Source organism: Lacticaseibacillus zhaodongensis, from assembly GCF_009687905.1.
GTDB lineage: Bacteria > Bacillota > Bacilli > Lactobacillales > Lactobacillaceae > Lacticaseibacillus > Lacticaseibacillus zhaodongensis.
Window position 1 is genome coordinate 54,267 of the sequence record NZ_BLBG01000011.1, and the last position, 18,152, is coordinate 72,418.

General features: G+C 53.7%; 16 protein-coding genes. 4 read left to right on the top strand and 12 right to left on the bottom strand.

Annotation, left to right across the window (positions count from 1 at the left end; genetic code table 11):
• Positions 1–2 precede the first annotated feature (2 nt).
• The 3 genes from rsmG to GN107_RS08350 all read right to left on the bottom strand — a co-directional run bounded on the left by rsmG (position 3) and on the right by GN107_RS08350 (position 3,242).
• The gene (gene rsmG, locus GN107_RS08340; RefSeq protein ID WP_155287351.1) at positions 3–731 is read right to left on the bottom strand and encodes a 16S rRNA (guanine(527)-N(7))-methyltransferase RsmG; all 729 of its coding nucleotides are present in this window, start codon (positions 729–731) and stop codon (positions 3–5) included.
• A gap of 1,380 nt (positions 732–2,111) precedes the next feature.
• Entirely contained in the window at positions 2,112–2,789 is a 678-nt protein-coding gene (locus GN107_RS08345) for a type 1 glutamine amidotransferase (RefSeq protein ID WP_155287352.1), read from the bottom strand.
• Positions 2,790–2,840: 51 nt separating this feature from the next.
• Complete coding sequence (locus tag GN107_RS08350) at positions 2,841–3,242, bottom strand: pyridoxamine 5'-phosphate oxidase family protein (RefSeq protein ID WP_155287353.1); 402 nt, start codon at positions 3,240–3,242, stop codon at positions 2,841–2,843.
• A gap of 176 nt (positions 3,243–3,418) precedes the next feature.
• On the opposite strand from GN107_RS08350, the gene GN107_RS08355 reads away from it, so the two are divergent.
• Positions 3,419–3,721: a hypothetical protein gene (locus tag GN107_RS08355; RefSeq protein WP_155287354.1), complete on the top strand. Its 303-nt coding sequence runs from the start codon at positions 3,419–3,421 to the stop codon at positions 3,719–3,721.
• A gap of 142 nt (positions 3,722–3,863) precedes the next feature.
• Here the strand turns inward: GN107_RS08355 and GN107_RS08360 are convergent, their stop codons facing one another.
• The 3 genes from GN107_RS08360 to GN107_RS08370 all read right to left on the bottom strand — a co-directional run bounded on the left by GN107_RS08360 (position 3,864) and on the right by GN107_RS08370 (position 4,929).
• A complete protein-coding gene (locus tag GN107_RS08360; RefSeq protein ID WP_155287355.1) occupies positions 3,864–4,043 on the bottom strand; it encodes a hypothetical protein in 180 nt (59 codons plus the stop codon).
• Positions 4,043–4,276 (bottom strand): hypothetical protein, encoded by a 234-nt coding sequence (locus GN107_RS08365; RefSeq protein WP_155287356.1) that lies wholly within the window; start codon positions 4,274–4,276, stop codon positions 4,043–4,045. The genes GN107_RS08360 and GN107_RS08365 overlap by 1 nt, the downstream gene beginning before the upstream one ends.
• Positions 4,277–4,362: 86 nt before the next feature.
• The gene (locus tag GN107_RS08370) at positions 4,363–4,929 is read right to left on the bottom strand and encodes a CvpA family protein (RefSeq protein WP_196246294.1); all 567 of its coding nucleotides are present in this window, start codon (positions 4,927–4,929) and stop codon (positions 4,363–4,365) included.
• A 301-nt stretch (positions 4,930–5,230) separates the two neighbouring features.
• On the opposite strand from GN107_RS08370, the gene GN107_RS08375 reads away from it, so the two are divergent.
• Positions 5,231–5,437: an LBP_cg2779 family protein gene (locus GN107_RS08375; RefSeq protein ID WP_155287358.1), complete on the top strand. Its 207-nt coding sequence runs from the start codon at positions 5,231–5,233 to the stop codon at positions 5,435–5,437.
• 161 nt (positions 5,438–5,598) lie between these two features.
• Here the strand turns inward: GN107_RS08375 and GN107_RS08380 are convergent, their stop codons facing one another.
• Together GN107_RS08380 and GN107_RS08385 are read right to left on the bottom strand one after the other, a co-directional pair.
• Positions 5,599–6,231, bottom strand: a complete 633-nt coding sequence (locus tag GN107_RS08380; RefSeq protein WP_155287359.1) for an LVIS_2131 family protein — start codon at positions 6,229–6,231, stop codon at positions 5,599–5,601.
• Positions 6,232–6,351: 120 nt separating this feature from the next.
• Entirely contained in the window at positions 6,352–7,716 is a 1,365-nt protein-coding gene (locus GN107_RS08385; RefSeq protein ID WP_155287360.1) for an FAD-dependent oxidoreductase, read from the bottom strand.
• A gap of 248 nt (positions 7,717–7,964) precedes the next feature.
• Between GN107_RS08385 and GN107_RS08390 the strand changes: the two genes are divergently transcribed.
• Positions 7,965–9,767 (top strand): FAD/NAD(P)-binding protein, encoded by a 1,803-nt coding sequence (locus GN107_RS08390; protein WP_155287361.1) that lies wholly within the window; start codon positions 7,965–7,967, stop codon positions 9,765–9,767.
• A 269-nt stretch (positions 9,768–10,036) separates the two neighbouring features.
• Here the strand turns inward: GN107_RS08390 and GN107_RS08395 are convergent, their stop codons facing one another.
• Entirely contained in the window at positions 10,037–12,403 is a 2,367-nt protein-coding gene (locus GN107_RS08395) for a phosphoketolase family protein (protein ID WP_155287362.1), read from the bottom strand.
• 202 nt (positions 12,404–12,605) lie between these two features.
• Between GN107_RS08395 and GN107_RS08400 the strand changes: the two genes are divergently transcribed.
• On the top strand, positions 12,606–12,836 hold the full coding sequence (locus GN107_RS08400; protein WP_155287363.1) for a hypothetical protein: 231 nt from the start codon (positions 12,606–12,608) through the stop codon (positions 12,834–12,836).
• A 145-nt stretch (positions 12,837–12,981) separates the two neighbouring features.
• On the opposite strand, the gene GN107_RS08405 is transcribed toward GN107_RS08400, so the two are convergent.
• From GN107_RS08405 to GN107_RS08415, 3 genes are all read right to left on the bottom strand, one after another.
• Entirely contained in the window at positions 12,982–15,873 is a 2,892-nt protein-coding gene (locus GN107_RS08405) for a YhgE/Pip domain-containing protein (RefSeq protein ID WP_196246295.1), read from the bottom strand.
• Positions 15,874–16,260: 387 nt separating this feature from the next.
• Positions 16,261–17,418 carry an aminotransferase class III-fold pyridoxal phosphate-dependent enzyme gene (locus GN107_RS08410; protein WP_155287365.1) on the bottom strand — a complete coding sequence of 386 codons (1,158 nt, stop codon included), beginning with the start codon at positions 17,416–17,418 and terminating at the stop codon, positions 16,261–16,263.
• Between the two features lie 23 nt (positions 17,419–17,441).
• Positions 17,442–17,990, bottom strand: a complete 549-nt coding sequence (locus tag GN107_RS08415; protein WP_155288057.1) for an amino acid kinase family protein — start codon at positions 17,988–17,990, stop codon at positions 17,442–17,444.
• Positions 17,991–18,152 lie beyond the last annotated feature (162 nt).

The window sequence follows — 18,152 nt, forward strand, 5'->3', positions numbered from 1 at the left end:
ATCTAGCCTCCAATTGGCTGCTTGGCCGGGGTCCCCGGCTTCCGCGGATACTTCTTCGGGGTAACGGCAACCTTATCGATCACAAGGATGTGCCGCACCTCATCAGCAAGGGGCAAATGCAACAAGTAATCTTGGTCGAGCTTGCCGCCCAGCGTCGTGAGCGCCTGCGTGCTTGCGGCCAATTCGTTCGGCGCGTGGGTTGCCTTCAGCGCGACGAAGCGCCCGCCGACCTTAACCAGTGGCAAGCACAACTCTGCCAGAACGGGCAAAGCGGCCACGGCGCGCGCCGTCACCAAGTCAAAACGCTCGCGGTACGGTGATTTTTTCCCGCCAAAAGTCTCGGCGCGGTCGTGTACGAGCTCAACGCCCTCAAGGTGCAGCCGTTTGCAGAGCCGGTCCAGAAAATCGATCCGCTTTTGTAGCGAGTCAACAATGGTGACCCGCAGCTGCGGATTCAAAATTTTCATCGGCAGCGATGGAAAGCCGGCGCCAGCACCCACATCGCACAGCGTCAATGCATTCCCGCGCAGATCCTTAAGCGGCAGCAAGGGCATAATTGAGTCATAGAAATGCTTCAAGTAAACCTCGGGCGCAGCGGTAATCGCGGTGAGGTTCATCTTCTCGTTCTCACTGATCAGGTAGCGGTAATATTCCGCAAACTGATCGCGCTGCTCCGTGCTTAATTCAATTCCCTGGGCAGCTAGGGCTGCGGCGAATTCTTCGGGCGTCATGTATTTGCTCTCTTTCTGTGTTCCATGCCGCTGCATTAAGGTTTTCAGCGGCCACTTTGTGGAACAATACCAGTTTCACATTACTTCTAAGTTTAGCCCACGTGCCAGGCTTTAGCAACCGCCATCATTTTGAACACAGAGCGGAGGTTCGCGCTTAGAAGCTGAGCATTTACGTACTTTGGACCAGATGCCTGGGCTTGGCATTTGGTCCAAAGTGTGTAAAGCGCAAGCTTCTGCGAACCGCAGCTCGACTACGCACACAAAGCGGAGTGGGACGGTTAGAAGGTGAGGACTAGTGTGCTTTGGGACTAATACCCTGGGCCTTGGGTATTTGGCCCAAAGCGTACTAGCCGCAGCCTTCTGTCCCGCGCAGCTCGACTACGCCACAGAGCGGAGGTTCGCGCTTAAAAGGCATCCTGTTTCACGTGAAACAAAGTAGCTATCTGTCCGCCGGGAGGGGCGCAGCTGCTTCGTTACGTATATGCTTGTCGCGTGGAACAGCCCGGGGCCGGCTGCAGCCAAACTACGCGCTTTGCGCTCCGTGTGGCTTCCACCTAATTTTGGGGCCGCCCTCACTACGTTCAGTCGCGGTCCCAAAATCACCCCCAGTTGTTAAGCAGAAACCCGCTGCTTAACAACTGTTTGGGCTTTACGCGGCATATACTCCACTACGCAGCGGCGCTCCACCCGGCTACGTTTGTGTTCAAAAGCGTAATTTGCAGTATCACCGCACAACATTAGCTAACTTATCCCAACAAAATAGGCAGTGATATCTGTTCTGCCGTGAACACCTTGCACCTTTGTATCCATCGTTAACAATAAATCTGCTGGCAATTTACCTAATGCCTGCAGAGTTCGCAAAAGCACCCAAATTAATAATGTTGTAGCCAACATCATGTGGGATAAATTATGTTTAGCGTTCATGGCGAGGCGATTAGAACCGGCATGATGCTGTACAACATCACAAAACTAGGAACAGCCAACGTAGGGCGGCGGGCGCCTTTTCCGAGAACGGAGCTGGCGGGAGTGACCATGCTGAAACGAATATTGAAAGTAGTAGTCTTGCTGGGTTTGCAAGGCTACTACTTTCAATATTCGGGGATAGCGGAGAGACCGCCTATGATGATTAAAGCAATGCGCCAAGCTTACCATCGATGGTTGCGAAAACACGGGCGGGCTCGGAGCTAAGGCGGAAGATTTGACCCGGGCTTGGTCAAACCTGTAGCCGTGCCCCAGCATGTGTCGTCACTGCCGCCAGCGCAGTGGGAGGAAAATGCTCCCGCCACCCGACATCTTCAGCCACCACCGTGGAGTAAAAAATCGCAAAAAAATCTGGCCCCGCCGAAGTGGCAGAAACCAGATTTACAAAACTAATCTTACTTAAGCTTCAGCCACCGCCGCCGTGCGCTCCGCGTGCCGCTTCACGATCATGTCGGCAAAGGCGTTAGCGATGTTGTGGTTCTTCAGGATTGGCCCGTGTGAATAGCTGCCGAACGTGTTCTTGTAGCGCATCCCCTCGACACCATCTTCAGGGTTGTTGCCATAGCCTTCGACCATTTTGCCGAGGGGCTTTAACTTATCCTTGTCGTCGAAGTAGGTGCAGCCGCTGTGGTTCTCGAACGCGCGGACGGTCCCCCACTCGGTCTCGTACTCCGTGTCGCCGATCATCCGGGCTTCGGGCCGGAAGACCGTGTGCAGTGGCAGTAGGTTCAGGCAGTTGATTGACGTGCCATCGACCATCTTGTAGTAGGTGCCGAGGAATTGGTAGCCGCCACAGATGCAGAGCATCGGGTTACCCGCCTCGATGTACTTGTGCAGCGTGTCGTGTAGCCGGGGTACGTCCTTGGCCACCACGGTCTGCTCGTAATCCTGGCCGCCGCCGAAGAAGACAAAGTCGTAATCGTCAGCATCAAATGGGTGCCCCAAACTGATGTTATCCACCTTGACGGCGTAGCCCTGCTGGTTGAGCAGGTAGCGCAGAATTTTGACATCCCCGCTATCACCGTAAGTGTTCATCAAGTCTTCATACAGGTATGCGATGCGAATCGTTTCAGCCATTTTTGCTCTGTCCCCTTATCCTTAACTATCTGGGCGTAATTATAGCACAGACTACTCCGCAATCACCTCGCCGGCGTGGGGACCGGCATCCAGGCGCACGATCCGGTCAACACGGATCACAACCGCGGCGATTGCTGGTGGTAGGTGCCGCGCCTTGGCAAAAGCTTGGGCGTCCGCGAAAATCTGGTCGTCATCGTGGAACTCGGCCTGGCCTTCAAAGCGGAAACCCTTCATCTGCTTGTGGTCAACGGTCGCCACGGCGGCTTTGTGGTTGGTCTGCAGGTTATGCCAAGCATGATGGCCCGTTTCTTCGTTGTAAATCAGGTGTTCATCGTCGAATACCCGCATGGTGCCCTTTGGTCCAACCGCCGGATTGCCATTCTCATCAGCAGTCGCCAAGTAGTTGAGCTGGTCGCCAATCATCTGTTGCATTTCAGGAGTTAATTTAACCATTAGAATCACCTTTCTTTTACTTATCTTTTGTAAGCATTATACCGCGTCAGCCCGCAAAATACCAACACTTTCAGCACCCCGCGCAAGAAGCGGATTTTGCGGCCACTATACAGATATCTTAACTTTCCGTGCGCTATACCAATCGGGGTTTACAATCAAATTGTTGAGACGTAATAGTGGGCCCACTACGAAAGGAGGCCAAACCAATCGCGAGTGCAAACGATCGCAACGAGCAGCGTCGCGCCTATGAACAGGCGAAGGAAACGTACCAGAAGGCGGTAATTTTGGAGCAAGCCGTGCTTGTCTTGCAAGCAGCCAACTCGGGGGTTCGCGTGCTCAGCAAAATTGAGGCCGTGCGCCAAGAATTATTGCACGACTACGCCGAACAGCGCACCCTGTTATCATATCTAGATTTGGGCCTGCGGGTTAAATTGGCGCCGGAACTGCCCGAACCAAAGGAGGTGAATGAAAATCAGTAAACACAACCAAAAGTGTAAGAAGCACAAACGCGGTGTTTCTTCGGGGGAACTAACATCTCGGGAGGCCAGCCCGTCATTGTTAGACGGGCTCATAATCAAGCAACGGGCGACAGTCTTGAAGGCTGCCGCCCGTTGCACTTCACTATTTGCGTTGCGGTAAATACGTTGCGACTAGCACTGCGGCCGCAGCGCCAATCACCACGGCCACGATTGTCACCGCAACCATGTTGGGCAACGGCCGGGCCTGCATTAACCGCTGCAAGCCCCACGCCGCCAGCAAAATCACGACGATCAGGCCGCCCCTAATTAACCACCGCCGCATTATAACCGCTCCAGCACCGTGTACTTGTCTTTGCCTGCCGCCTTAGCGTTGCTGTCCACCGCTGCGTCCTTTTCGTAGAAGACGGAGAACTTACCGGATGCATCCTTAGCGACGACGAGGCCGCCCTCAATAGCATTCCGAGCTTTATAAATTTGGGCACTGCGCCGCGCAACTGAATAATCAAAGTCTTGCGCTAAAGCGTCGCCCTGGTTGAAGAAAATGGATTCACTCATCTTAATCCCGCCTTCCTGCTTTTTGTGTAGCAGCTTTTGCTCTTACTGCTCACACTAATTATACCAGCTCCGGAAAGCGGATTCACCTACTGGCCGCTGGTACTGCTGGAAGTGCTACTTGAACTGTCCGGCTGATTATCACCCTGATCAGTGTTTTGACCATTAGTCTGGTCACCGTCACCGACCCAATTTTGCAATTGGTTGCTGTTGAGCAGCGGCGTGTGTTCAGTGATGAACTGCGCCGTCCGCGACTGGCTGTACTGATTCTCGATCCACGGTGTCTGAATCATCATGAGTAGTGCTAGGGCAATAAAAATCGTGATGTAGCTGAAGAAACCACCGACAAGCGCCCCGCCGATGTTGTTTACCTGTTTGATCACGGGCAGCCAGGTAATTGACCGCGACAGTCGCGCCAGGCCGCTGAAAATCATCTGGCCACCGACCACAATGAGGAAGAAGGCAAATAAGCGCCACCCCAACCCGGGATCGGGACTGCTACTGAGGACCGTGGCGAACTGATTGTAAAATATAAACGCCGCGCCCCAGATAACGATGCTGCCGACCACCGAAATCAGGGTGATCACCAGCCCGCGCTGCCAGCCGCGAACGACGGCGGCAATGAGCCATGCTGCAATAACAATTGTGAAAATCATGAGTGGACTGCGACCTCCTTGAAGTGGAATGTGTATGTAAATGGGAGTGCGAGATATGTTCATAAGCGAGCTCTACAGGACACAAGGCTACTGCTCCGCTCTGCATCCATTATCCCAATTTACTCCACTCTTGCCATCGTTCAAAAGTCTGAAAGAAGCATAATTATCTGTTGTGATCGCGCCAGAACGTAACTGCATATCGTTCAGTGAAAAACTAGGTAAAAGCTTTTGGCTTGCTTTACGCCACCCGCATGTTTTTCCGGTATAATGAACATAACAACAAATCTTGGAGGTCAACATAGTGAGTGAAAAAAACGATGTGAATGATTTTGCACGTGAAATCATTGAATTCCAAAAGCGGAATGACCTAACGGATACTGACATGGCCCTAAACAGCCACGTTTCCGTCGAACACATTCACAACATCAAGGCAATGCGTGAGGTCCCAGAACCAGACATTGTCTCCAGCCTGCGCGATTACATGCTCCACAAGCCAAACGGCAAGTAAACTTTTACAGCAATTTTTTGATTTGAATATTCGTTGCGTAAGCTCGCTTACGCGTCAAAGCCATGGCATTTCGCCATGGCTTTTGTCGTGCCGAAATGCAAAACAAAAACCATTACCGGCTATTCCATGCCCGTAATGGTTTTTGCGCAAATGTGTTTTAACTACTTATCGCTCCGCAGTGGTTTCACGTTAACCAGCTGCTTATTTGGCACCCGGATGATGGTGAACGAGTCCGCCTGGTGCCCGGCGTGCACACCCAAACCGTTGATGAAGGTGTTCTTGTAGGTTACCTTGACCGTGGCGGCGAAGGCTTGGTCACTACTCTTGTCTAGTTCCAGTAGCTTCTTCTTGGACCACGGATAACCAGACGCATCGACTGGCAACACGCTAGCATCAGACGCCACCGTCGCATTTTGGCTCGTCACTTGGACCTTGGTGCCATCACTCCAGTAAGTGTAGTGTCGCACCGGTGACTTACTGCTTGCGGACTGAACCGTCACGTAGTACGCCTGATTGGAGTTAGTTTGCAAAACTAATGGGGCGTACTCATGCTTGATGCTGACCTGCGCCGGATCGGTGTAATCAACGGGCCGCAGGGCGGCGACGTAAAACAATCCGTACGCACAAAGCAAGAAGACTAGCGTTTCCAGCAGGTCGATTGCAATCGTCCGCCCGGAGCGCTTACCGTGAACGATCATGCTGATGTGCCGGTGCCGAATATTAATAATGATGATGATTAGATAAATCAGAAGCAGTGCCCAGGCGCCGATTCCGATCAAGTTCCACATATTCATTGCCACTCCCCATTACTCATGCGTCAGTTTAGTGTCTTATACCACCTGTTTATTCTATCACTATACCATCCGCAGACCATTAACGGCGCTGCGAGCAGTTATTCTAACAAAATCATTAATTTACTTTGCGGCCCCATTTTGCAATTTATTGACCGCGGCGTGACCCAGTAGGTTCATATAATTCCATGGCCGGTCAAAACTAGGGTTGAACAGCATGTCTACATAAGCCAGCTCATCCACAGTGTTCTTATTTTGAATCATGACCGAAATCAAATTGGCGCTCATCGAAACATCGTATTCACTGTAGAACTGTGCGCCCATGATTGCCCGGGTCTTGCGGTTGAAGACGAGAGTCATGTAAACCTGCGCCGTTGTCGGCATAAATTCGGGCCGATAATTATCAGTCAAGTGCACATAATCAGCCTCATCGGGGAAGTACTTGTGCGCCTTCTCGTAGGTTAAGCCGCTAGTTGCCATCGTTTTACCGAAGAGTTTAAGGGCACTGGTGGATTGAGTACCCATGTAACTGACACTGCCGTAATCCACAACGTTCGCCCCGGCAATTTTGCCCATCCGCACCGCATTCGTCGCCAGTGGTGCGTAAACATGTGAATTGGTAGGGTTAAAATGCACTGCTGCCGAATCGCCCGCCGCAAAAATATCCGGATTACTCGTCTGCATGTAATTATTGACCTTAATCGCTTTCTGCTTAGTCAAATCAACGATCCCTGCAACCAGTTCGGTCATCGGTGAAAAGCCGACACAGCAAATTGCTAGATCCGCATGCAGCTCGCCGCGCGTTGTGTGAATGTAAACCCCATCACCCTCGGGTTCAAAGCGCTCGACAGCTTCATTATCATGCACATCAACTCCATTGGCGACCAAGTCATCGCGAATTTTGGTGGCAATATCTTCATCAACATAGTGGCCCAAAATGTGGGGCCGGCCGTTGATCAGCGTGGTCTTGTAACCGCGCCGGCTGAGCGCCTCGCTTAATTCCGTGCCGATGTAGCCGCCACCGACAATGGCAATGGTGCTGGCATCGAAACTGGCCCGCTTGATATTCAGTGCGTCATCGTAGGTCTTGCACAAGTAAACCCCATGCGTGTTAACACCCTTGATGGTGGGCACAATTGGGTAGGAGCCGGTGGTCATGATGATTTTGTCATATGGCTCCGTGTACATCTGCCCGGTCGTCAAGTCCTGCACTTCAACTACCTTCAGTTCCGTGCGGATCGCCACAACATCAGACTGCATCTTAACATGTACGTTCGGGCCGAGCTTCTCTAGGTCCTGTGCGGTCGCGTAGAACACCTTCCGCAGCGAATCAACTACCCCCTCGAGGTAGAGATAGATGCCGCAGGAAAGAAAAGAAATATCGTTGCGGCGCTCAAAAACCGTCACTTCTGCTTGGGGATCCCGCGCCATAATTTCCTGGACAGCTGCCGTTCCGGCATGCGTACATCCAATTACAATTGTCTTCATATCATGACCTCAATTTATGAACCAAAATATAAGCCTGCAGTACTCACTTACTACTAATTCCTATCCTGCCATCAGGGGCTTGTTAAGCGCTCACTATGAATGATTTTACCAGAGTCCGCTGCGAATGGTTATTGTTATCAGGGCAATTAAGGAATTAATTACCCCCTGTGCTAGGAGCGACTTAAACTGACCGCCCCAATCGAATATAATTAAGTAAGATAACATGTTACCGAAAGGAAGGATGCCCCATGCGGATCGCAATTATTGGCGCCGGTCCCCGCGGCTTACTGCTTGCAGCAGCGCTGAGCACTACCAGCCAACCCCTGCAAATCACCCTGTTCGACCCCGCCGGAATTGGGGGGCGAGTTTGGCGCCCAGAACAGTCGCACCTGCTCCTCATGAACACAGAAGCGGAACAAATCACCCTGTTTCCAGACTCAAGCCTGCCGAGCGCATTAGCAACGCCCGGCCCAACGCTCGCAGAATGGGCGGCAACTGCTGGCGCGAGCTACATCGGGGCAATGTCCTTGGCGCCAGACCATAAACGGCACTTAGTAACGGAAGTCATCAGCCTGCGTCCACAGGATTACGCCTCCCGCGCTCTTTATGGCTGTTACCTGCAATGGGCGTACGCTCGCATTCAGGCCGCCCTGCCGCAAAACATTAGTCTGCGCCTGTGCCGCGCCCGGGTCCGCAGTTGCAAAGCGGGTGCGGTCAGCGGCTATCGCATCACCAGCGCCGGTGCGCCACGCCAGTATTTTGACAAGGTGGTCTTTACCCTGGGCAACCAGGCCCTGAACCCGAATGCCGAAGAAAGTCAGTTGCGCGCGTACGCTGCCCAACACGGGCTGCACTATAGCGCGCCCGGGTTTCCCGATGCCGCAGACCTAAGTGGCAACCGCGTCATCATTCGGGGGCTCGGCCTGAGCTTCTTTGACGTGCTGACCATACTTACAACCGGACGCGGGGGCCATTTTACAAGCGGCAGCAACGGCCGCTTACGTTACGTCTCGAGCGGCGCCGAACCGCAAATCTTTGCCGGCTCGCGGTCGGGAGTCCCCTATCGCGCTAAACCCGTTCAGGACAAGCAACCCGGCCATCAGTACCAGCCGCAACTACTGACCCCCGCCAGGATCGCCAGTTGGCAACAAGCGGGCCAGGTCAGCGCCGCCCGCCTGCGCAAAATGCTCAAGTTAGAGTGTGAATACGTCTACTACTACCGCCTACTGCAGGACCATCCGCGGCAGCTGGCCCAATTCCACGCCAATTTTGCGGAGGACCCGGAGCGGGCGGTCACGGCGATCCCGCGCAATCAGCAACTCGATTGGCAGCAACTGCTCCACCCCTTGCCGGCTGCAGGCCCCGCGCAATGGCGGGTCAACATGCTGCGGCAACTGGAAAAAGACATCCATAGTGCGGCGGGTGGTAACTGCCGCGACCCCCAAGCAAGCATGATCGAAGCGCTGCGCGACATGCGCGTGCCGCTGCGTGATATCGTGCAGCGCGGGCTGCTCAGCGGTGAGGACTATTTCGGCACCTTCCGCGGGGAAATCATGAAAAACAGTAACCCCCTCACGGTCGGTCCACCGCTACAGCGCATCCGTGAACTGCACGCGCTGGTCAAGGCAAACATCGTTACCATGCTACCGCCGGGAATGACAGTTGTGGGCGCAGCTGGACAATTTGTGGCCAGCAGCAGTAGTGCGCCAAATGATCGCCACTCCGCACCGAACCTGATTGAGGCGCGGTTGCCGGCAATCGCTGCTGCCCAGAGTCAGGACAGCTTGATTCAGCAACTACTTGCGGATGGCCTGGCCAGCCTGCACCAGCTGCGCATGAACGATGGCAGCTACCGACCCACCGGCGCTATCGCGGTGAATCACGACACTTGGCAGATGCTGAACGCAGCTGGCCAAACGCAAGCGGCTCTTTACTGTTGGGGCATCCCCACCGAGGGCGAATTCCTTCTCACGACTGCGAGTCCGCACCCGTTAGTCGCCGATGTCAACATCGCCGCTGCACAAACCATCGCCCGTAGCTTGCTAAACTGAAGTTAATTTGGCACTGCAGAAGCACCAGCAACCCTTGGCGACGATCCGTACTGCCAAAATGCCGCTGGGAGGCAGCATAGTTATTGTATGGCCTCAATTCACCGGCGCGAACCTGAAAAGTATAATCTGTTTTTGCTTATTTGGGAATTAAAATCAGTTGCTACTAATCATTTATCTGTGAGTAACTTATCGTTCGGGTCGCGGACCGCCAGCGATTGCAAAAAAAGGTTTCGCCCCTAAACGGGCGGAACCTTTTAACGTACAAACACTTATTTAATATCGTGCCAAACCCAATCGCGAACTTCTGGCAAATCATCGCCGTACTCGCGAATGTAGTCATGGTGCTTCTGGAGCTCATCGTCCATCTTCTGGATGAAGCCCGCAGACTTTGCTGCCAGTTCCGGAATGGCCATGACCGCATCCTTGGCAAGGTGGAAGCGGTCGAGTTCGTTCAGCACCCGCATGTCGAATGGCGTGGTGATGTCGCCCTCTTCACGGTAACCGTGAACACGCAGTTGGCGGTTAGCCCGTGGGAACCAGATGTCCTTGATGAGCCCTTCGTAACCGTGGAAGGCGAAGATGACTGGCTTGTCAGTCGTGAAGAAGTGGTTAAACTCTGCATCCGTGAGCCCGCGCGGATCAACTTCTGGTGCCCGCAGCTTGAGCAGATCGACCACGTTAATGAAGCGAATCTTGAGGTCAGGGAACTGCTCGTGCAAAATGTTGATGGCCGCCAGACTTTCCATGTTCGGCTCGGTGCCGGCCGCAACCATGACCACGTCTGGTTCGGCGTTGTCATCGGTACTTGCCCAATCAATCCGGGCCAGCCCATTTTGCGCCAGAACGGTGGCTTCATCAATGGTGTAGAACTGCGGCCGCGGCTGCTTGGAGGCAATCAGAATGTTAACGGTCTGCTCACTGTTGAACAACAGTGGTGATACCGCCAGCATGGAGTTCGCGTCGGCAGGCAGGTACTCACGGACGTACTTCGGCGTCTTTTCCGCAACGTGGGTCAAAATGCCGGGATCCTGGTGCGTGTAACCGTTGTGGTCCTGCTGGAAACTCGTGGATGTGGAGACGATGTTCAGTGATGGGTAGTGGCGCCGCCATGGCTGTTCGTCGGCTTCCTTGATCCACTTGAAGTGCTGGGTGATCATGGAATCGACAACGCGCAGGAAGGCTTCATAACTGGTGAAGAGTCCGTGGCGCCCGGTCAGCGTGTAGCCTTCATTGAAGCCCTCACTCTGGTGCTCAGACAGCTGGGAATCAATGATGCGACCAGCTGGGGCGAGCTTTTCGTCCGTGTGCTGATTGATTGGTTCCAGCCACTGCCGCTGAGTTGCGTTGAAGATGCTGTAGAGCCGGTTACTCATGGTCTCATCGGGGCCAAAAATCCGGAAGTTGTCAGGATTGAGCTTGATGAGCTCAGCCAGGTAGTCAGACCAGATGATCATGTCCTGCTTGACCTGAGTGCCATGCTTGCTGTTATCCAGCGCAAACTTGCGGTAATCAGGCAAAATTAGCGGCTGCGGGTCGATCCCACCGTTAGTGATTGGGTTGGCGGACATCCGCTTCTTCGGCACGAGCGCCTTCAGTTCTGGTGCCAGGTGTCCATCCGCATCAAACTGCTGCTCTGGGTGGTAGGACTTGAGCCAGTCAGTCAAGCTGCCTGCATGTTCCATGTCGCCTTGGTCCACAGGAATCGGAATCTGGTGGGCCCGGAAACTGCCTTCGATTGGCAGGTGGTTCCACTCTTTTGGACCGGTCCAGCCCTTAGGTGAGCGGAAGACGATCATTGGCCACTTCGACTGGGTGGTGTCCCCAGTCGTGCGGGCGTGTTCCTGAATGGACTTGATGCTCTCGATGGCCTTGTCCATCGCGGCAGCCATTTCGGGATTCAGCTTCTGCGGATCGTCACCCTCAACAAAAATCGGTGCCCAGCCCGCGCCTTCGAAGTACTTGCGGACATCCTCATCACTCTTGCGGGAGAGGATGGTTGGGTTACTGATCTTGAAGCCGTTCATGTGCACGATTGGCAAAACGGCGCCGTCGTTGATCGGGTTAATGAAGGTCCCGGAGAACCAGCTGGCCGCCATTGGCCCGGTTTCGGTTTCACCGTCACCGATGACAGTTGCGGCAATCACGTCAGGGTTATCGAGAATGGCCCCGACCCCGTGGCTGAGCGCGTAACCCAGCTCGCCGCCTTCGTGCATGGAACCTGGCGTCTGCGCACTGGCGTGACTGGCAACCCCACCTGGGAAGCTGAACTGCTTGAAGAGCCGTTGCATGCCCTGCTTATCCTGGGATACACGCGGGTACACTTCAGAATAGTGCCCGTCTAGGTAGGCGTTAGAAACCATGACCTGGCCACCATGACCGGGTCCTTCAATGTAGAACATATTCAAATCGTATTTATTAATTACCCGGTTCAAGTGGGTGTAAATGAAGTTCTGCCCGGAAATTGTGCCCCAGTGCCCAATCGGGTGCACCTTAACGTCATCCTTGACCAAGGGCCGCTGCAGCAGCGGGTTGTCTTTCAAGTACAGCTGACCAACGGAAAGGTAGTTGGCCGCCTCCCAGTAACGGGTCATCAGCGCAAAGTACTCTGGTGATGAATAATCTGTTTTTTCTACCATGAATGAACCTCCATGTCCGGCGGAATCAATAATCCGCTTTCAGCGATACTAATATTATAACGCATCCGACCCTACCGGTGCAGCAGGACAGCTAGTGCAACTTGTCGCAAACAGGCAAAAGGCCTAGTGACAGTGGCACCGTGACGGCATAGAATGAGCGTAATTAGATGTGTCAGAACATTCAAATCATGGAGGAGAAATCATGCACAAGAAAACCGCTCTAGCAGCCTTTGCCGCCGGCGCTGCAGTCGGCGCCGCCCTCAGTCACCTCAAGTTCAAGGTCACTCTACCGAAAAAGCGCAAGCTAGCGCCCGGTCCAGACGCCCCGGTCGTGCCCGCACCAACCGCCAGCCAAAACGTTCCGCGCCCCGGTCGCCCGCGGCCCCAGATGCGCCAGGCGGGCAGCCAGCACCCGACCAAGCACTTCCGTTAGGATTATTTAAAGCAGCTCAATTCCGTCCGCTTTTTATTGCCCGGGAAATAGCGCCACAAAAATGCCCGCAAGCTGTAAATTATCAGCTTGCGGGCATTTTGCCGTAAATATTCAGAAATGAAACAACTTGCTTAAACCATCTACACTATGACTTTTCTTCTTGCTCAAGCCGGCCCAGCAGATGCTTGATTGCGGGGAACATGAGCGCGACGCTGCAGACCGCGATAGCAATCAGAATGATCACACTCGTCGTGACCGTGGTGGTGCTGATCCCGCCGCTAATCGCATTTCGGTAACCGTTAATCGCGTAGGTCATCGGCAGGAAGCGCTGGAAGGCATCGTAGAGCGGGCTAATTGTTTCGGCCGGGAAGAGACCGCCAGAACCACTCAAGGTCAGCAAGCCAAGAGCAACGAAAATCCCGACCCCGCCGAATGCGAGGTTCAAGAACTGGGTCATGTACATCGCGGCTAGGGCGAAGAGCACCGTAATGCCGTAGAACTGCACAATGTTATCAACATGCAGGCCCACAATGAGCATCAATGTCGCTTCAATCATCGCCATGGCAACGGCAACAAGGGTGCCGACCGCCATCTTTGCCTTGAACCATTCGGCAACAGACTTGTAGCCGTCGTGTCGACGCATTGGGTAAGTGAAGTTAAAGATAATGACCGCGATGAACAGTGCTAGTGCAAGCACGTATGGTGCCAGGGCATCCCCGTAGTTCGGCACGGTGGTCAGGCGCTTTTGCTCCGTCCGACTTGGTGCAGCGAACATCTTCGCGGTTGCTTTAGTGAGGTGGACGCCATTGATCTGTTTCTGACCGGCCACCAGACCGTCAGCGAGCTGGCCGGAACCATCCTTCAACTTGCTGGTCCCGTCAGTTAACTGACCAGACTTGGAGTCCAGCTGGCTGGCACCATCAGCGAGCTGGTTGACACCGGACTTTAATTCTGGTGTCTTGCTGTTCAGCTGGTTCAACCCGTCGCTGAGCTGCTTGGACCCATCGTGCAACTGGTTAACACCAGATGCCAGAGCCGGCACCTGAGCGTGCAGCTGGCCCATGCCGTTGTAGAGCTGGCCCACACCGGATGCCAAGGCTGGCGTCTGCGCTGCCAGCTGGCTGGTGCCACCATAGAGTTGGCTAACACCGGCCTTTAATGCCGGCACTTTACCGTTTAGTTGGTTCAGACCGGTAGTAACCTGACCGGAACCACCCATTAATTGGGTAACCCCAGCGGCAAGTTGTGGTGCTTGCGTGTTCAGGTCGGCGAGACCGGCAGCTTCTTGGCCAGAGCCAGCGTAGAGCTGCTGCAGCGCGGCAACAAGGGTTGGCACGGCGCTGCTGAGCTGACTGGCGCCGCTGTTCAGGGCACCGGAGTTGGCCTCCAGCTGCTTCGAACCATCAGCGAGCTGGTTCAAGGCGCTCGTCAGGCTTTGTCCTGATTTGGCATTAACACCACTGTTCAATGTGCTTACAGCAGACTTCAAACCGGCAGGATCACCTTCCGCATCCGTTGCTGTGGTGTTGATTTGGTGGTTAACTGCATCGACAACGCCAGACGTGGCTTCGAGGCCAGTTTGTACCTTAGTGCTAGTTTTTTCCAATTGTGCGTAGGAATCCTCTAGCGCTTTCTTGGCATTAGCATCCTGCGTTTGATCGATTGCTTTTTGCATCTGTTCGAGAGCCGCAGTGTTATCTGCGACAGCCGTTTGTGCTTGGGTCGTTGCACCCTTTTCCTCGGTCGTTGCACCCTTTAATTGAGTTGGAACAATAGCGTTAACTAATCCGTAGTTACCTTTAGCAATCTGGCCCTGAGCCAGGCTAATGGTGCCAGCTTGTGTCTGAACCGTTGATGCCAACTTGTCGACCTTTTGTGGTAACTGTTTCTCGTCAACCAGTTGCTTCTTCAATTCCTGCACACCATCAGCTAGCTGGTCAGTCCCGCCGGTGTACTGGGCGACACCACCAGCCAACTGATTGACACCACCAGCTAGCGTTGGTGCCTGCGCAACGATTTGGCCCAAACCATTTTGAATCTGGCCGATCCCATCCGTTAATTTCTGGACCCCACCAGGCAAGGTCAATGTCTTTTTGTTGAGTGCGGTGAGGCCGTCAGTAACCTGACCGGAACCATTGTTAAGTTTAGAAACACCATCAGCTAAGGCAGGCACTTGGCCATTAAGCTGGCCCATCCCATCATTCAGTTTGTTCACCCCGGCTGTCAGAGCGGGCATTTTGGAATTAAGCTGACCCATGCCGTTGTAGAGCTGGTCAACGCCACTAGTCAGTGCGGGCACCTTGCTCTGCAGCTGCGCGAGGCCGCCCTCGAGCTTGGTACTTCCGTTAGCAAGCTGCTGGACGCCGGAACTAAGTGGATCTACGGCAACTTGCAGTTTCTGCAGGCCATTATTGACCTTGGAAACGCCGACCGTGTACTGGTTGACCCCATTATCCAGGGTGACCATACCACTGTTAATCTGTGTTGCACCAGATGCAGCCTTGCCAATTTTCTTACCGATTTGGCCAACCTGAGCGAACAAGGTGCTGGCAAAAGCGTTGGTGACCTTCGCCCGAATCTGCTCGTTGAGCTTATCGGTCCCGACCTGACTAATGATTTCACTGACATAGTTCAGCGAGCCATTCGTCTTGTAGGTCAGCTTCATCTGCTTCGGCTTTGGATCAAGCACGGTTGCGGCATCTTTAGAGAAGTTCTTCGGGATTGTGACAACGGTGTAGTACTTGTTGTTCTTCAATCCTTCTGCAGCCTGCTTGGCACTAACAAAATGCCAGCCGAGCTGATTGTCATCCTTCAAGTTGTGAATGGTTTGCTCCCCAACGTTAATTTTCTTGCCTTGCAGCTCAGTCGGGACGTCATGGTTAACGACCGCCACCGGAATTTTACCGGTATTTCCGTATGGATCCCAAGCGGACGTCAGAAAGCAAAATGAATAAGCAAAGGGAATTAATACAATTGCGACAAGCAATAGCATAACCGATTTGTTCTTAAAAATATTAGCGAATTCCTTCTTAATCACGAGTAAATTCAGCTCCTTCTCCATCAATCACCATCAGTTACAGCTGTAACGGCAACGTTTCTTGACATTTTTGCCAAAAAAAGAGCCGTTCTCATGTATTGACGATGTCCCCATCGACGACACTATTTGGCTTAGCGTCTTAAATAGATAACAATAATACATGAAAACTTCATGGGGTCATTCTACATTTATTTTGTATATTTGAATACGATACGGATGTAACGTCACCCGGAAAAACAGAGCGGAAGCTGCACTACGTTGTCCTTGAAACTCGATTTGACACCGCCAACTAGAAACTCAAATGAGCTTACCTGTCCACGCTAAAAAGCACCCCATCCCCTTCAGCCCAAGCCAAAGGAGATGCGGTGCTCAATTCAAATATTATTTTTACTGCTTAGAATCCGCCACCAGTACACCCTTGATGATTGCGAGTGCATCCAGCAGCGCCTCCTCGCTAATAATCAGTGGTGGCAATAACCGTAATGTGTTGTGCTTAGCCGTCAGCGTCAGCAGACCCTGTTCCTGCAGCTGCTGCACGACCGTGGCAACGTCCAGATCGGCACTTAGTTCAATGCCAATCATCAGTCCCCGTCCGCGCACTTCAGTCACAGCCGGTAGCGCGGTCCAGGTGGCAAGCTCCGTCATTGCTGCCTTGCCGACCGTCTGCACATGCTCGAGCAGTTCCGGAGTGAGCGACTGCAGCACCGCCGTTGCGCTGGCCATGACGATGGGATTGCCACCAAAAGTAGTCCCATGTGCTCCGTACGGGAAGGCACTGCCCAGCTTAGCTTTGCCGATCATAGCCCCAACTGGCAAGCCACTGGCGAGCGCCTTGGCACTGGTGATAATGTCAGGTTCGATCCCGTACTGCTGGAAAGCAAAGAGACTACCCGTGCGCCCAATCCCGGACTGCACCTCATCAACGATCACCAGTACGCCCAACTCGTGGGCGCGCGCGCAGAGGACCTGCAACCAAGCCTTATCCGCTGGAATCACACCGCCCTCACCCTGCACGGCCTCAATGATCAACGCGGCAAAACTGGCATCCAGCTCGTCAATTGCCGCCGGGTCGTTGAACTTAGCGGTCTTAACACCGGACGTATCAACTCCAAATCCCTGCTGAATATCCGGGATCGGCGTCACGGTGAGCGAGCCATACGTCCGCCCGTGGAAACCCCCGGCAAAATTCAGCATGCGCGTTTTGCCGGTGTAGCGCCGGGCTAGTTTGAGCGCGGCTTCGTTGGCTTCAGTCCCGGAGTTACCAAAGAACGCAAGGTAATCGTCCGGCAAATTCAAGCCATTGATCAGCAAACTGGCAACCTTTTCCTCGCCAGGCGACTGGTACAAATTGGTATTGTGCCAGATGTGCTGGACCTGCTTCTCGACCGCGTCCTGCACTGCTGGGTAATGGTAACCCAGGCTCATGACGCCGATGCCACTGCTGAGGTCCACGTAGGTTTTACCAGTGCTGTCGGTCACGTGCCAGTCCTGACCATCCACTAGTGTGATTGGCCAGCGTTTGTATGTCGTAAACAATTTGGTCATGTTTAGTTCCTCCTAATTTATGTCTAGGCAACCAAAACGGTTCCGGCTGGCTCAATCACGTTGCCAATTGTCACCTTAGTCGTATGCGTGGCTGCCACGGCCAGGCCGGCGCGTAATTTCACACTCATACCACCTGTAATCACGGAACTAGCACTCAAATCATTCATCAGCGCCGGCGTCAGTCGCGAAACCACACAGCCATTAGCGTCCAAAACACCGGGCACATCCGTCACAAAATGCAACTGAGTGACCTGTAGTTGCTGAGCCAGCGCCATGGCAACATCGTCCGCATTTACATTCAGCAGCTTGCCCGCAGCACTGGGCAACAGCGGCCCCACTAGCAGCGCCCCCGTACCGGCTAACTGCTGATCGACCGCGTGCGTATCAATTGCGCTCAGCTGCCCCACCTGCCCGTAGCGCGCTTCATTGATGACACTGGCTTCGATTCCGCCCTGCAGTACCGCTGGGGCAACACCCACGGTCCGCAGTTGTTTGAGCAGGTGTGGCTGCACGTGTTGGGTGATTATTTCCCGGGAACAATGGCACATCTCGCGCCCGTCCCGTGGTATCAAGGTTTCTAGCACCACCGATTTTACTGTGGCACAGTTTTGACCCTTTTCAAATTATTTTGGCTCATCGGGCACCTCCTTGGAGAATATCCCGTTGAGCTTTTTTGCGACTTCAAAGTTACTGTTGGGGTAAAGATGACCGTAAGTGCCGAGCGTCGTTTCGAT

Coding starts and splice junctions, on each gene's coding strand:
- rsmG (WP_155287351.1), bottom strand. CDS start 731: ATGACGCCCGAAGAATTCGCCGCAGCCCTAGCTGCCCAGGGAATTGAA.
- GN107_RS08345 (WP_155287352.1), bottom strand. CDS start 2,789: ATGGCTGAAACGATTCGCATCGCATACCTGTATGAAGACTTGATGAAC.
- GN107_RS08350 (WP_155287353.1), bottom strand. CDS start 3,242: ATGGTTAAATTAACTCCTGAAATGCAACAGATGATTGGCGACCAGCTC.
- GN107_RS08360 (WP_155287355.1), bottom strand. CDS start 4,043: ATGCGGCGGTGGTTAATTAGGGGCGGCCTGATCGTCGTGATTTTGCTG.
- GN107_RS08365 (WP_155287356.1), bottom strand. CDS start 4,276: ATGAGTGAATCCATTTTCTTCAACCAGGGCGACGCTTTAGCGCAAGAC.
- GN107_RS08370 (WP_196246294.1), bottom strand. CDS start 4,929: ATGATTTTCACAATTGTTATTGCAGCATGGCTCATTGCCGCCGTCGTT.
- GN107_RS08380 (WP_155287359.1), bottom strand. CDS start 6,231: ATGAATATGTGGAACTTGATCGGAATCGGCGCCTGGGCACTGCTTCTG.
- GN107_RS08385 (WP_155287360.1), bottom strand. CDS start 7,716: ATGAAGACAATTGTAATTGGATGTACGCATGCCGGAACGGCAGCTGTC.
- GN107_RS08390 (WP_155287361.1), top strand. CDS start 7,965: ATGCGGATCGCAATTATTGGCGCCGGTCCCCGCGGCTTACTGCTTGCA.
- GN107_RS08395 (WP_155287362.1), bottom strand. CDS start 12,403: ATGGTAGAAAAAACAGATTATTCATCACCAGAGTACTTTGCGCTGATG.
- GN107_RS08400 (WP_155287363.1), top strand. CDS start 12,606: ATGCACAAGAAAACCGCTCTAGCAGCCTTTGCCGCCGGCGCTGCAGTC.
- GN107_RS08410 (WP_155287365.1), bottom strand. CDS start 17,418: ATGACCAAATTGTTTACGACATACAAACGCTGGCCAATCACACTAGTG.